The 14,854-nt window shown below is 35.1% G+C and carries 13 protein-coding genes; 12 read left to right on the top strand and 1 reads right to left on the bottom strand.

Annotated elements, in window-relative coordinates:
- The first annotated feature begins 191 nt into the window (after window positions 1–191).
- Window positions 192–854: a VanW family protein gene (locus NST98_RS09930; protein WP_340715034.1), complete on the top strand. Its 663-nt coding sequence runs from the start codon at window positions 192–194 to the stop codon at window positions 852–854.
- Here NST98_RS09930 and NST98_RS09925 read toward each other — a convergent pair.
- Window positions 820–1,047, bottom strand: coding sequence for a hypothetical protein (locus NST98_RS09925; RefSeq protein ID WP_016839151.1), 228 nt, complete (start codon window positions 1,045–1,047; stop codon window positions 820–822). The two genes, NST98_RS09930 and NST98_RS09925, sit on opposite strands and share 35 nt — an antisense overlap.
- A gap of 144 nt (window positions 1,048–1,191) precedes the next feature.
- On the opposite strand from NST98_RS09925, the gene NST98_RS09920 reads away from it, so the two are divergent.
- The 11 genes from NST98_RS09920 (at window position 1,192) to NST98_RS09870 (ending at window position 14,752) form a co-directional block, all read left to right on the top strand.
- Entirely contained in the window at window positions 1,192–2,247 is a 1,056-nt protein-coding gene (locus tag NST98_RS09920; RefSeq protein WP_340715714.1) for a 2,3-butanediol dehydrogenase, read from the top strand.
- A 224-nt stretch (window positions 2,248–2,471) separates the two neighbouring features.
- Window positions 2,472–3,188 (top strand): dihydropteridine reductase, encoded by a 717-nt coding sequence (locus tag NST98_RS09915; RefSeq protein WP_340715033.1) that lies wholly within the window; start codon window positions 2,472–2,474, stop codon window positions 3,186–3,188.
- Window positions 3,189–3,485: 297 nt separating this feature from the next.
- Window positions 3,486–4,847, top strand: coding sequence for an IS4 family transposase (locus NST98_RS09910; RefSeq protein WP_096550531.1), 1,362 nt, complete (start codon window positions 3,486–3,488; stop codon window positions 4,845–4,847).
- Between the two features lie 171 nt (window positions 4,848–5,018).
- On the top strand, window positions 5,019–6,131 hold the full coding sequence (locus NST98_RS09905; protein ID WP_016839154.1) for a type II asparaginase: 1,113 nt from the start codon (window positions 5,019–5,021) through the stop codon (window positions 6,129–6,131).
- 504 nt (window positions 6,132–6,635) lie between these two features.
- Entirely contained in the window at window positions 6,636–6,779 is a 144-nt protein-coding gene (locus NST98_RS09900) for a hypothetical protein (protein WP_172597780.1), read from the top strand.
- 330 nt (window positions 6,780–7,109) lie between these two features.
- Window positions 7,110–9,101 (top strand): methyl-accepting chemotaxis protein, encoded by a 1,992-nt coding sequence (locus tag NST98_RS09895; protein ID WP_340715032.1) that lies wholly within the window; start codon window positions 7,110–7,112, stop codon window positions 9,099–9,101.
- A gap of 284 nt (window positions 9,102–9,385) precedes the next feature.
- Window positions 9,386–10,369 carry a tRNA dihydrouridine synthase gene (locus NST98_RS09890; protein WP_340715031.1) on the top strand — a complete coding sequence of 328 codons (984 nt, stop codon included), beginning with the start codon at window positions 9,386–9,388 and terminating at the stop codon, window positions 10,367–10,369.
- Between the two features lie 307 nt (window positions 10,370–10,676).
- On the top strand, window positions 10,677–11,438 hold the full coding sequence (locus NST98_RS09885) for a hypothetical protein (RefSeq protein WP_340715030.1): 762 nt from the start codon (window positions 10,677–10,679) through the stop codon (window positions 11,436–11,438).
- Window positions 11,439–11,894: 456 nt separating this feature from the next.
- Window positions 11,895–12,611, top strand: a complete 717-nt coding sequence (locus NST98_RS09880) for a (Fe-S)-binding protein (RefSeq protein ID WP_016839159.1) — start codon at window positions 11,895–11,897, stop codon at window positions 12,609–12,611.
- Window positions 12,612–12,623: 12 nt separating this feature from the next.
- A complete protein-coding gene (locus NST98_RS09875; RefSeq protein WP_016839160.1) occupies window positions 12,624–14,048 on the top strand; it encodes a LutB/LldF family L-lactate oxidation iron-sulfur protein in 1,425 nt (474 codons plus the stop codon).
- Window positions 14,045–14,752 (top strand): LutC/YkgG family protein, encoded by a 708-nt coding sequence (locus NST98_RS09870; protein WP_340715029.1) that lies wholly within the window; start codon window positions 14,045–14,047, stop codon window positions 14,750–14,752. The genes NST98_RS09875 and NST98_RS09870 overlap by 4 nt, the downstream gene beginning before the upstream one ends.
- Window positions 14,753–14,854 lie beyond the last annotated feature (102 nt).

The following is a 14,854-nucleotide window of genomic DNA, read 5'->3' as shown; positions in this document are numbered from 1 at the left end:
GGTTATTTTAAGGTGTTTAAGGAGGAAACATTTTGGGACTATCTGAAATTCATCCATTTTTTTATCATGCAAGAATCGAGCAAAAAAGACTTTTTAGAACATTAACAGATTTAAAAGACAGAAATCGATTTGCAAAGCAAAGGGACTTAACGAATACATTTCCATTCACTTGTAAAAAACATCAATCCTTATTGAGAAGGAAATTAGGAAATAGCGATCCTCAGTTACAAGAAAATAAAATTACAAACTTAAAAATTGCAACAGGTGAAATTGATGGTGTGATTATTAAACCGGGTGAAATTTTTTCTTTTTGGAAACTAGTTGGTCGAACATCAAAAGAAAAGGGCTATATTGAAGGTATGCAGCTCAAAATGGGAGAAGTGAAAACGGGTATTGGCGGTGGAATTTGCCAGCTTGCTAATTTACTTTATTGGATGGTTTTACATACTCCTCTCGTTGTTATTGAAAGACATCACCATAGTTTTGACCCGTTTCCTGACTCCGGGAGGACACTGCCTTTTGGAAGCGGAGCAAGTGTTTTTTATAACTACGTAGATTTACGTTTTTATAATCCAACTAACCAATCTTTCCAAATAAAAGTATGGGTAACAGATAAACATTTAAAAGGTGCTATTTTTAGTAATGAAGAAATGCCATATTCCTACCATATCGAAGAAAGAAACCATCAATTTTTACAAAAGGACGGAAAAAACTATCGTCAAAATGAAATTTGGAAAAAGACATATGATAAAGTAACCGGACAAATGGTCAAAGAGGAACTACTAATCAAAAACTTTTCTGAGGTTAAGTATCCAATACCTATAAATAATGAAGAAATTTCAATGAATAACTAAGGAATTCAAAATAATAAATATATGGACATTGAAAACGATAATAAAACTGCATAACAATCCCCGCTGCGATATAATCTGACATAGTTAAAATTTCCCCTTCAATTTCATCGAAAATTTCGATATCCATTTGATAGTTTTTTTGAATCATCGTCACAGCTTCGTTTTTCGTTAACTTTAAATGAGAATAAAACATTTCTTGCAGAATTTCTTGAGAACAATGATTTTTAAAAAATATTAAAAAAATTTAACATTCTATCCACAGATAATCATAGGAATGTTTTGTAAAATATAATTACTACTTTTTGGTAGTGAATATTTTAATTGGAGTGTGATACTCGTGAAAGCGGCACTTTGGTACAATGCAAAAGACATTCGTGTAGAAGACATTAATGAACCTAAAGTAACACCAGGACGTGTAAAAATCGAAGTTGCGTGGACAGGCATTTGTGGAAGTGATCTTCATGAATATGTGGCGGGTCCAATTTTCATTCCTGTTGAAAAACCTCATCCGATAAGTAAAGAAATGGCTACAATTATAATGGGACATGAATTTTCAGGAACAGTTGTTGAAGTAGGTGAAGGAGTTACAAAGGTAAAAGTAGGAGACCAAGTGGTAGTAGAACCCATTTTAGCTTGTGGTCAATGTCCAGCATGTTTAAAAGGAAAATATAATATTTGTAAACATTTGGGGTTCCATGGTCTATCCGGAGGCGGTGGAGGCTTCTCAGAATATACTGTAGTGGATGAACGTTGGGTGCACAAAATGCCAGAAGGGTTATCACTTGAGCAAGGTGCTTTAGTAGAACCAGCTGCAGTAGCGTTACATGCAGTTCGTATGAGTAAATTGAAAGCGGGAGATAAAGCGGTTGTATTTGGTGCGGGACCAATTGGTTTATTAGTAATTGAAGCATTAAAAGTGGCAGGAGCATCAGAGGTATATGCAGTTGAACTTTCAAAAGAGCGCAGAGAGAAAGCTTTGGAACTCGGAGCAACTGCTGTAATGAATCCTGCTGAAGAAGAAGATGTAGTAGATAAAATTAAAGCGCTTACAAATGGTGGAGTAGATGTTGCCTTTGAAGTAACAGGTGTACCAGCAGTATTAAAACAAGCCATTGATTCAACAACATTTGAGGGTGAAACAGTAATTGTTTCTATTTGGGAAAAAGAAGCATCACTCCAACCAAATAACATTGTGTTATCAGAACGCACTGTAAAAGGAATTATCGCATATCGAGACATTTTCCCGGCAGTGATGCATTTAATGACAAAAGGATACTTCCCTGCTGAACAATTAGTTACAAAACGTATAAAAATTGATGATATTGTGAAAGAAGGATTTGAAACATTGGTTAACGATAAACAGCAAATAAAAATTCTTGTTTCTCCAAAATAAGAGAGTGAGATAACATCATTTTCTCCTTTAGATAATGAGAAAATGATGTTTTTTTGATATACACATGTTTATATACGGAATTTACTACTATTTTTTTTACAAAAAAAGCTGAATATATTCATAACTTATATAGTAAACATTTTCTATTGAAAGATTAATTGAGAATGATTTTCATTTGTTGTATATTTAAAATAGCAAACATTTTATGAGTAAGGAGAATTTAAATGCAAATTCATTGGATCAAAATTAAAAAAATCGTTGATGAAACACCTGATATAAAAACCTACTTCCTTGAAATTCCTGAAGGATATTCTTGGGAAGAAGGGGCTCATCTTCACTTAGCTCTTGATGGTTTTAATGTCGGAGAAAAGCCAAACAAAAGTCTAGTCCGTCATATGTCAATATCTACTTTGCCGAATGAAAATGCGATTGGTATTACAACACGTATTAGACAACAGTGCTCAGAGTTTAAAGCGATTTTAAGAAATCTACAAGTTGGAGATCAAGTGGCGATTTTTAAAACTCATTCCAATGTGCCGCTTAGACGAGAAAATAAAAACATTTACCTATTGTCATCAGGGGTAGGTTTAGCAACTTTCAGACCAATCGTGTTGAAATATTTTGAGCAACCAGAAAATGTTCCGCAAATTCATTCCTTGAACATTGACTCTTCAAAAAACTATTTATTTACTAATATTTTTAAAACAAATCATGATAAAAATTTCACCGCTCATTTTGTAGATAACCGTGAAGAATATTATGATAGAATAAAAAAGCTTTCTACAGATAAAAATGGCCTATACTATGTTGTCGGCAGTGATGATTTCCTTAAACAAAACATTCAGGTGTTGTTAGAGGAAGGTATTAAACCGGAACAGATTATGCTCGACAAACCTCCACGTAGATTGCCTGATTTTTTACCAATTGAATTATCGAATTAAATCGACTAAACGACGACTCTCCAAGCAGATTCGTCGTTATTATTTTTGGGGAAAAATGTATTATTAGGAAAAAAGAAGATTGGGAAAATTTAGAAGTTAGTAAAAATTGAAAATATAATATTATAACTCAACTTTCGCAGAGGAATATCTTATTGCAACTCTTGATATGACTGTTTTATATCGTCTTTCATTATTTCTCTTGTTTTTTATTGATTTTATTTTTTTAAAAGAAAAAGACACCTATCTTTTGGTAAAATTATGGTGAACAAACCAAATACCAAAGAAGGTGTCACCATTATGATAACGAAAAAAGATACTTTTGCACAACTACCAAAAGAACTTGAACGAAGATTTTCTGAATTAAATATAGGCAAACATTTGAGAAAAGCGAGAATTACTAAGGGATTTGGTTATTCATGCTTATCTATTTTCCGTCTTATTTTTTTGCTTGTTTTCCAATATAAAAATTGGTTTCAAGCACTTCAAAGTAAGAAAGCCGTGGACTTACCTAAAAAAGATACGATCTACCGTTTTCTAAATTCATCTACTTATGCTTGGCGAACTTTTTTACTTTCCTTATGTCAAGATCTTACTGGACGTATAAAAAAGCTTACATCAAACAACAGAGTGAAGGTGTTTATTGTTGATGATTCACTCTTTTCACGCAACCGAAGCAAGTCTGTTGAACTTCTTTCACGAGTATTTGATCATACAGAGAAACGATTCTATAAGGGGTTTCAGTTGCTTACTCTTGGTTGGTCTGATGGATATTCTTTTCTACCTGTAGACTTTGCTTTATTGAGTTCAGCGAAAAAGGAAAATCAACTTAACGGGGTCGATGAATCCATTGATAAACGCACTTCCGGCTACAAGCGTCGTCTTGAAGCACAACAAGATAAGCCAAGCGTTGTCTCTGCTTTATTGGATCATGCCTTAAATGCAGGAATTACAGCTGATTATGTGTTAATGGATACTTGGTTTACGCATGAGCCTTTGATTGAAAAAATCACGGATAAAGGTTTATTTGTCATTGGTATGGTCAAGCAGCTAAAACAACGTTATTTCATAGATGGTGAAGCCCATACTCTGGATGAACTCTTTAAAAAAGCAAAGCGTACCATGGAAAAGAAAGACCTACTCGGTTCGATCCATGTTCATCTTGCAAAAGGACGACAAGTCAAGATTGTATTCGTGCGTAACCGCAATAAAAAGAGTGAATGGTTAGCCATTTTGAGTACAGATACCACACTTTCAGATGAAGAAATTGTGCGTATTTACGGGATGCGCTGGGACATCGAAACATTTTTCAAGTGTACCAAATCATTGCTTAACCTAGCAAAAGAATTTCAAGGTCGTTCGTATGATCTGTTGATTAGTCATACAACGATTGTGTTTACTCGCTTTATACTCTTAGAGTGGGAGCGTAGACAAAACAACGATCCTAAAACGATTGGAAATCTCTTTTTTCTATTATGTGAAGATGTAAAAGATATGAATCTAGAGAGTGCATTGAATCAATTATTAGCGATCTTCCAAACATTAGCAGAAGCTAATGTTTGTTTGAACATGGAATTATTTAAAAGTAAAGTACAAGAATGGATTGCGTCTTTACCCAATTACATCAAGGGATGTCTGACAATATCTGTGTGCGAAAGTTGAGTTATAACTAAATAATTTTATTGTTTTGTCGAAATAATGAGTGAGATTAATTTGAATAGGGTGTGCTAATTTTGGAGGCTACTGTTTACTAACTGTGACCTTATTTAAATTAATCTTTTTTTGGTTCATTATAGGGATTTAAGTTAGATAACTTTATTGGAGGTTAAGCAAATGAAGAAAAATTTCTATCTTTATGTTGCTTTATTTGTAGCAGCTATTGTTGCAATCTCTGCTATTGCATCTAGTTTTTCTGCAAAAGCAAATAACGAAAATGTAACAGTCAATAATGAAAATAATAATGAACAAAAAGAAGAACTTCCAAATGTCGTGATTCTTGCAACTGGGGGAACGATTGCAGGTACAGGTTCTTCATCAACACAGACGACTGGATATAAATCTGGTGATTTAGGTATTGAAACTTTAATTGAAGCAGTTCCTGAAATGAAGGAGCTTGCAAATATTACAGGTGAACAAATTGTAAAAGTTGACAGCACAGATATCACAAATGAGATTCTTCTTAAATTAGGTAAGAGAGTGAATGAATTATTAGCTTCCGATGATGTAGATGGAATCGTAATTACGCATGGTACTGATACACTAGAAGAAACTGCTTACTTCTTAAACTTAGTAGTAAAAAGTGATAAACCAGTAGTTTTAACAGCTGCTATGCGTCCTGCAACAGCAATGAGTGCAGACGGTCCTTTCAACTTGTATAATGCTGTTTTATTAGCTAGTCATGAAAGTTCAAAAGGAAAAGGTGTTCTTGTAACACTTAACGATCGTATTGCTTCTGCAAGAAATATTACGAAAACAAATACGACAGCAACTGACGCATTTAAATCTTTTGAAAACGGATATTTAGGAGCAATCGTTGCTGGAAAACCTTATTACTATAATAATGTAGAACGTCTACATACAACTGAAACACCATTCGATATTTCAAAAATTAAAAAATTGCCACAAGTTGATATTATTTATGGATATCAAAACAGCCCAACTTACATGTACAAAGCTGCTGTACAAAACGGAGCAAAAGGGATTATTGTTGCAGCACCTGGAGATGGAACATTATCAGCAAAGTCCGTTGAAGGTGTAAAATATGCAATGAATAAAGGTGTAAAAGTAGTACTATCTTCTCGTGTTGGTACAGGAACGGTTTCACCAAAAGAAGGATATATTACTTCTGACTCTTTAAATCCTCAAAAAGCACGTATTTTATTAATGCTTGCTTTAACTGTGACGAATGATCCTCAAGAGATTCAATCCTTCTTTGACAAATACTAATACGGTATTTGTAGGTTTTAATAAATCCAATTGAGCCAATATTTGCATTGGGACAAGGAACCATTACCTTGTCCCAGTTTACGTGCGCCCGGCATGTACATGAACTATAGGGTGTAAGTCCCGAACCCCGAAGACAGAAGTAGAGGTTAGCTCAACGCAAGGGTGTCCGTGGTGACGCGGAATCTGAAGGAAGCTGGAGGCAAAACACCGGTCCGAGGAACACGAACCTCATATAAGGCTAGGTATGATTGAGTGAGTTTGCGTAACAAAACAAAGCTCTTTCTGTCGAAGGTCATATCGAGTAAATGAGGCGGATAGATGGTGTGAAAGTGCATGTACTTACCCGGGGAGGTCTGGCGGATAGGTGAAGTTCGCTTCATAACCTACTTAGTGATAAGTAGCTGAACCGTCAGAAGTCAGCAGAGGTCATAGTATTAGTTGGTTTAGAACTACTAAGAAGGACCGAACAATTAAGAGAGAATAGCCCTTGGCATTCAGTGAGTCATGATGAACACAGAAAACGTAGTACCTCACTTGAGGAAGGAAGCGGTGAATCCCGTGGGAGACCTCTTGGAGGGTGGAGTGACCACTGGCATAAGAAGACAAGCTATTCACGGAAGTTATGAAAACTTGCGTCAATTATCTTAATTGAACCGCCGTATACGGAACCGTACGTACGGTGGTGTGAGAGGACGGGAGCTAATCACTCCCTCCTACTCGATTATTTCGTTTATTTTTTTTATTAAAAATATCCAATTTTTATAAAGTTTGTTTACACATGGTAGATATCAAGAATTATTTTAATAAAATAATTTAATTATTACAGCTCTAAGTGATTATTTCCTCCCAGTTCTACTAAATGAGTTCATAATGTGATGGATAGCCTTGATAGGTTTAAATACATGGAATAAGTTTAGTGATTTCAAAACCTATTCTGCTTTCCTTATTTTTTTAAATAAATATAAAGGAGGTAGCAAAGTGAAAGATATTTCAAAAATAAGTAAGTTTAGTATTCGCAATTTTCATGTGAAATTACTTACTTCTTTTACTACAATATTAATCATTTCAGTCTTATTGATTGGATTATTTTCTTTTAAAACTGCTAAGGATGAGTTGGAACATCAAATATTAAATAGTGTGAATGAAAATGTAGAAATACTGAATAGTGCAATTGAAGATGCAATTCAACCGAAAATCCTTGATATCGAAGCATTGGCTGATCGCATTACAGCTAATCAATACGGGGAAACAAGTAGCCCTGAAATTCAAAAATTATTAAAATTTTATCAAGTGACACATCCAGAAGTAGATATTGTCTATACAGGTAATGAAGATGGAGTATATGTAATGGAGCCGGCTGAGCTAGGGGTGCCTGAAGGGTACGATGCTAGAGAAAGAGATTGGTATAAGCAGGCAATGGAACGGAAAGGGGAAGTAATAATTTCTGAACCATACGTTGCTGCAAGTACTGGTGAAATGGTAATCACTCTTTCAAAAACAATAGATGATGGTACCGGCGTTGTAGGGATTGATATTAACCTAAATAAACTGCAAGAAGTAGTGCAGAATATTCGAATTGGTAAAGAAGGATATGGATTTATATTAGACCAAAATAAAAAATATTTAGCACATCCTACCGCTGAATTAGGCAGCGTAGCAGAAGGCACAATGTATGACAACTTATACAAAGAAAGTAAAGGGCAGTTAAATGAAGTTTTTAATGGAAAATCCATTATTTTGGACTACATAACTAATGATTTGACTGGATGGAAAATAGGCGGAGTTATCTATACAGAAGAGATTAACGAAGCAAACTCACCTATTTTACATACGTCGTTGATTGTGGGGATCCTTACCGTATTATTTGGGCAAGTTGCTTTAATGTTGGTTATTAAATCAATTGCAAAACCGATTAAACAATTAGGCCAATTAGCTGTTAATGTTAGTCGCGGAGATTTAACACAGTACGCAGAAATACAAACCAATGATATTGTCGGAAAGTTAGGAAATGCTTTTAACGAAATGATAGATGGTCTTCGTACACTAACTCAAAAAATAGATGATACGGCTGGAAATGTTGCGGCCACTGCAGAACAACTATCTGCATGTTCACAAGAAACAAATGCAGCGTCAGAGCAAGTATCTGTTTCCATTCAAGATGTAGCAAAAAATGCGGAAGTACAGACAAATTCCGTTGATAAGGTATCCCTTATTTTTAAGGAAGTATCGAACGGAGTTAGTAACATTGCTGAACGTTCATCAAAAGTAACAGATCTTTCCCGCCAAGCAATTGTTGAGGCAGATGAAGGCGGTAAGGCGGTAGCGAAAACCGTTTCACAAATGAAATCGATTCATTCATCTGTAAGTGAATCACAAGATACAATTCAATCTTTATATGAAAGCTCGAAAGAAATAAGTGAAATTTTGAACGTCATTACAAATATTGCGGACCAAACGAATTTATTAGCATTAAATGCTGCCATTGAAGCGGCTCGTGCAGGTGAGCATGGTAAAGGATTTGCAGTTGTAGCGGAAGAAGTAAGGAGTCTTGCTGAACAGACACAAGCTTCAACGAAGGAAATATATACAATTATTAAGAAGATTCAAGATGATACAGATAATACCGTAAAAATGATGGAGCGAATTACGACTGACGTAGAGAACGGAGTAGAGATTACAAGCGAAGCAGTTGAGAAATTTAATCATATACTCCAAACAACGAAAGATATTTCGCCACAAATGGAGGAAGTTTCTGTGGCAGTTGAAGAAATGTCAAGTGCTATACAAGATGTAACGGCACAATTAGATGATATTGTACTTGTGGCACAAAACAACACTGCAACATCAGAAGAAGTAGTAGCTTCAGTAGAAGAGCAATTGGCTTCAATGGAGGAAATTTCGGCTTCAGCCCAATCCCTTTCATCAATGGCAGAAGAATTAAAAAATGCTATATCTACATTTAAATATTAAAAATTAAGGGGAGTTTCTCGTAGTGTTGCACTATGAGAAGCTCTTTTTTCAATTGCTTTGCATGAAAGGTTAAATAGACAGACTTTTTTCTTTCATGTAATTTATATTATATTTATATAACAGAGATGTATTAAGAGTTATATTTTTATATGAATCCATTTATATATTGAACGTTTAATTATATTCTTATGTTTGTTAAACAGTTTAAAATCATGATATAAGAGTAAATAAATGATTAAATAACTATTTAAAGATTATTCATCATGAGAGGAATTGAGTATTAAATGAAAGAAAATTTCTGGTTGGATTTACCTCGGCCATTTTTTGTGTTAGCTCCAATGGAAGATGTAACGGACGTTGTGTTTCGCCACGTTATTATTAAAGCAGGTAGACCGGATGTATTTTTCACAGAGTTTGCAAACACAGATAGCTATTGTCATCCAGATGGTCAAAAAAGCGTACGTGGGCGTTTATTATTCACCGAAGATGAGCAACCAATCGTTGCACATATTTGGGGAGATAAGCCTGAATACTTCCGACAAATGAGTATAGGTATGGCGGAACAAGGATTTAAAGGTGTTGATATTAACATGGGATGTCCTGTCCCGAATGTAGCTTCCCGAGGAAAAGGAAGCGGACTGATTTTACGTCCAGATGTGGCGAGTCAGGTAATCGAAGCTGCTAAAGCGGGAGGACTTCCTGTTAGTGTTAAAACAAGACTAGGATATACAAATGTGAACGAGTGGGAAGAATGGCTAACTCATGTCCTCAAACAAAATATTGCAAACCTTTCGATTCATTTGCGGACAAGAAAGGAAATGAGTCAAGTTCCTGCCCATTGGGAACTTATTCCTGAAATTAAGAAGCTTCGTGATCGCATTGCTCCTGAGACGCTCTTAACAATCAATGGAGATATTCCTGATCGTCAAACAGGCCTTGAACTCGTTGAACGCTACGGAGTAGACGGGGTGATGATTGGGAGAGGAGTCTTTAAAAATCCTTTTGCGTTTGAAAAAGAGCCGAGAGATCATAGTGTGCAGGAATATTTAGATTTACTAAGATACCACTTAGATCTTCATGATCAATACATTGAAGAAATTCCGCGCTCCATTACAGCTCTTCATCGCTTCTTTAAAATTTATGTAAAAAGTTTCCGTGGAGCAAGTGAATTAAGAAATCGGTTAATGAACACGAAATCCTCAAATGAGGTTCGGCAATTGCTGGATGAATTTGAAAAACAAATCGATTTGACAGATATTGTGAAATAATGAAGGTTATGAATGGTTTGGGCAATACAATCCCCTTCTGATGGGAATTTGTTGAAAGATGTATTGAAAATAAATAAACTGAAGTAAAGATGTAAAGAGGCAAGGATTCTATTCATTCTTGCCTTTTTCTTTTAGTGGGGAATGTCAGATTTATCTGTAAATTCTAGGTGTTTATATTATAAATGATTATGAGGAAGTGTTGGCTTTGCCTAAATGGAATTGTCCAAAATGCAATCATTCTAATAATAGTCATGCGACATATTGCCTTAAATGTGGTTTTTTTAAAAAGGATATCAAAAATTATAAAATGTATTGGATATGCCCTTCTTGTCATGAAGAAAATAGCAATCATGTTTTTTATTGTATAAAATGTGGCCATCGATACCAAGATAGTCAATCAACGACACTTAATATGAACAATAATGGTGCTTCTAAATGGAAGAAGTTTATTGAAAATGTAAAAGTTATTGTAATCCTAGAACTTATCATAATGGGAATTGCATGTTTTATTTCTATTGGAGGAGAAGAAGGAAGTGTCAATGGGGTCATCACAACCATCTTTTTGATTCATTTATTTTTTGGAATGTATTATATCATGTTGACATTTTCAAAAAGTGGTTTCGGAGAGGCAATGAAATCTATTTTAATTCAAGGTGGACTATTGATAGGAATGCTAATGATGATTGCATTGACGAATGAGTCGAGTGATCATACAGTTATTGATTCGTACTCTCTTAACTTTTTAAAAAATAATGCCATTGAAGTAGATTATGACAAGTTGTATCACATTGCTTTTGAACGTTATGGTAACCAAAGGAATCAATTAGTTAAATTCTCTGGAAAAGTGTTTCTTTTAGATGGCAGTGATTATATTTTGATCGACATGTCACCGGAACCATACAAAAATCAAGTGGTTTATGTAAAAAGAAAAGAACAGGATCATATGGTCAGTATAAACGATCAGGTGGAGATTTACGGTAAAGTATTAGGTACTGCTTCAGTTGCAAAACATCTTGATAAACAATTAAATGTTCCAGTCATAGAAAGCTATTCACTCACATTGCGTTAATATATCAATTTGTTTTTCGGGTTTATCCCGATTTTTTTTTACATAATTTCAGGCAACAATTGATTTCTCTCAATCGTTGAAAAAGTCATACTTATAGGTGTTGAAAGCATATCTATTATAAAATATAGCTTTTTCTATTAATTGTTGATGGTAATTAATTTTTGTAGTGTTTGGCAATTAAGGTTATGCATAAATTTTTGCATATTTGACGCTTTACATGGAGTGGCGGGCATGATAGGCTACTCTGCCTTGCAAAGTCCAAATATAATTATGGCTTGCTCCCTTTGCAAGAAATCATGCCCGCAGAGGCTCCATGTCAAGCGATTATAGATACGAATAATTATTCAAGATATCGAATAAATTTAATTGCCATTTCATGCATTTTTTAATTGCCAAAAACAATTAATAGAAAGTTTTAGATGAAAGAATGAAGAGCAGTTTTTTGGGGGGATGAATATGGAAGTTTCCTTATTTGCTACTTGCCTTGTCGATATGTTTCAAGGAAATGTTGGGAAATCGACAGTGGAATTGTTAGAAAGACTTGGTTGTAAAGTAAAATTTCCGACTGAACAAGTATGCTGTGGTCAACCTGCTTATAATAGCGGTTATGTTGAACAATCCAAGAATGCAATGAAAAATATGATTAAAGCTTTTGAGCAAGCTGAGTATGTCGTTGCCCCATCCGGTTCGTGTGCATACATGTTTAAAGAGTATCCCCACATTTTTAAAGGAGATGAAGAGTGGGAAGAAAAAGCTCAACAATTAGCCAATAAAACCTTTGAATTAACGGAATTTATTGTCAATGTGTTAAAAGTTGAAAATGTCGGTGCACGATTGAAAGGTAAAGCTACATATCATACTTCTTGTCATATGACTCGATTGCTTGGTGTTAGAGAAGAACCTATCAAACTGTTAAAAAATGTAGAGGGATTGGAGTATATTGAGCTTTCTGGAAAAGAGCGATGTTGTGGTTTTGGCGGGACATTTTCAGTGAAAATGGGGAACATTTCTACACAAATGGTAGATGAAAAAGTACGTGACATTGAAGAAACAGAAGTAAATATATTAGTCGGTGCAGATGCTGGTTGCCTTATGAATATTGGTGGTCGTATGAGTCGCCTAGGAAAACCGATTCGCATTATGCACATAGCAGAAGTATTAAATAGTCGATAGGGGGATTTAGAAATGGCAATGAAAACAAGCGCTGAACAATTTAAAGATCGGGTAGCAAACAATTTAAATGATTCATTTATGCGCGGGGCAATTTCATCTGCACAAAATAGATTTCAATCCCGTCGACAAGAACGAGTGAATGAATTAGAAAATTGGGAAGAATGGCGAGCTCATGGTGAAGAAATACGAAAACATGTGCTTGATAATTTAGATGCTTATCTATATGAATTAAGTGAAAATGTCTTGAAACGTGGTGGACATGTATTTTTTGCTCAAACAGCTGAAGAGGCATCCCAATATATAAAGAATATTGCAATTCAAAAACAGGCTAAAAAAATTGTAAAATCGAAATCCATGGTGACTGAGGAGATTCATTTAAATGCGGCACTTGAAGAAGCAGGTTGTGAAGTAATTGAAACGGATCTTGGAGAGTATATTATTCAATTAAATCATGAACCTCCTTCCCATATTATTGCGCCATCACTACACAAAAACCGATATCAAATTCGAGACATCTTTGCTGAAAAAATCGGTTATAAAAATTCCGAAAAACCTGAAGAAATGGCTCTTTACGTTCGTGAAAAGTTACGTAAAGAATTTTTAACTGCTGATATCGGGATCACCGGCTGCAATTTTGCAGTAGCGGAAAGTGGAACGGTGACCCTTGTGACAAATGAAGGGAATGCCGATTTAGTTACGGCTTTACCAAAAATCCAAATTACTGTTATGGGAATGGAAAGAATTGTACCTACTTTTGAAGAATTAGATGTGTTAGTCAGTTTATTAACAAGGAGTGCAGTTGGCCAAAAAATATCCAGTTATGTAACAATGATTACCGGCGTAAAAGGGGAAGAAGAATCTGATGGACCAGAAGAATTTCATTTGGTCATTGTTGATAATGGACGTTCCAAAATATTAGGTACAGATTTTCAACCGATTTTACAGTGCATTCGATGTGCAGCCTGTGTCAATGTTTGCCCTGTATATCGACATATTGGAGGGCATAGTTATGGTTCAATTTACTCAGGTCCAATTGGAGCTGTATTAACACCGCTTCTTGGAGGCTATGCCGATTTCAAAGAATTGCCATATGCTTCAACTCTTTGTGGAGCTTGTACGGAAGTATGTCCAGTAAAAATTCCATTACACAAACTATTGCATTTACATCGTCAGAAAATAGTAGAACAAGAAGGAAAGGCTCCCATCTCGGAACGATTATTAATGAGAGCGTTTGGTTTTAGTGCTTCTAGCCCTCATCTCTTTAGTACAGCAACAAAAATTGCATCGTCAATGATGTCTCCCTTTGTAAAGGAAGATAAAATTCCTAGCGGCCCTAGACCATTGAAAGCATGGACAGAAGATCGGGATTTTCCTGCACCAAATAAAGAAAGCTTTCGCAATTGGCTAAAAGAAAGACAAAAGGGGGAGCAAGGATGACTATAACTAATCGAAAATCATTTTTAATGAATATTGCTAAACATCTTGGCCGTCCTATGAAAACGAAAGTAGAACGGCCAGTATGGAAACACTTGTCACAATTTCAAATCTTAAATCATGCAACTCAAGAAGAACTAATAGATGTGTTAAAACAACAATGCCATAATATCCATACAGTTTGTTTGCAAACGACGACTGCGAATTTAGCAAGCACATTGCAACAAGTAGTAGAGGATTATGGTGGTATTTCAGTAATTATCCCAAAAGATGACCGACTCAAATATTTTGGTTTAACAGAAGTGTTTAAGTCATGGCAGTCTAAGGGAATCGAAATATACGAATGGCATCCTCAAAATCGCGAACAAAATATCCAACTAGCAGAAAAAGCGAATATAGCGATATTAATTAGTGAAATGACGTTAGCTGAAAGCGCATCTGTCGTACTATATAGTCATCCAAATAGAGGACGTTCATTAAATTTATTGCCAGAAAAAACAATCGTGCTTATACCAAAAAGTACAATTGTTCCACGGATAACACAAGCGGCACAAATTTTTCATAAACAAGTTGAACAGGGAGAACAAATTCCTTCGTGTATATTGTTTATGTCGGGCCCAAGCAATTCAGCCGATATTGAAATGGTGTTAATTGTTGGTGTACACGGACCTATAAAAGCAACTTATATCATAATTGAAGATCAGTAAACCCGTTTTTAACTTCACCCATTTGAAGTAAATTCTTTCTATTCACTTGCAATAAATAAGTGCAGCTTTTGCGGATGTTAGCAAAGTGCTGCACTTTCATTT

Origin of the sequence: Ureibacillus sp. FSL W8-0352 (assembly GCF_038004345.1) — a bacterium.
Taxonomy (GTDB): domain Bacteria; phylum Bacillota; class Bacilli; order Bacillales_A; family Planococcaceae; genus Ureibacillus; species Ureibacillus thermosphaericus.
Note: the sequence above shows the minus strand (reverse complement) of the source record. Positions and strands in the feature narration are given on the sequence as shown.

Excerpts from the sequence above, each read along its gene's own strand:
- NST98_RS09910 (WP_096550531.1), top strand. The coding sequence starts at position 3,486 with ATGATAACGAAAAAAGATACTTTTGCACAACTACCAAAAGAACTTGAA.
- NST98_RS09870 (WP_340715029.1), top strand. The coding sequence starts at position 14,045 with ATGACTATAACTAATCGAAAATCATTTTTAATGAATATTGCTAAACAT.
- NST98_RS09880 (WP_016839159.1), top strand. The coding sequence starts at position 11,895 with ATGGAAGTTTCCTTATTTGCTACTTGCCTTGTCGATATGTTTCAAGGA.
- NST98_RS09915 (WP_340715033.1), top strand. The coding sequence starts at position 2,472 with ATGCAAATTCATTGGATCAAAATTAAAAAAATCGTTGATGAAACACCT.
- NST98_RS09900 (WP_172597780.1), top strand. The coding sequence starts at position 6,636 with ATGATGAACACAGAAAACGTAGTACCTCACTTGAGGAAGGAAGCGGTG.
- NST98_RS09905 (WP_016839154.1), top strand. The coding sequence starts at position 5,019 with ATGAAGAAAAATTTCTATCTTTATGTTGCTTTATTTGTAGCAGCTATT.
- NST98_RS09890 (WP_340715031.1), top strand. The coding sequence starts at position 9,386 with ATGAAAGAAAATTTCTGGTTGGATTTACCTCGGCCATTTTTTGTGTTA.
- NST98_RS09885 (WP_340715030.1), top strand. The coding sequence starts at position 10,677 with ATGTATTGGATATGCCCTTCTTGTCATGAAGAAAATAGCAATCATGTT.
- NST98_RS09875 (WP_016839160.1), top strand. The coding sequence starts at position 12,624 with ATGGCAATGAAAACAAGCGCTGAACAATTTAAAGATCGGGTAGCAAAC.
- NST98_RS09925 (WP_016839151.1), bottom strand. The coding sequence starts at position 1,047 with ATGTTTTATTCTCATTTAAAGTTAACGAAAAACGAAGCTGTGACGATG.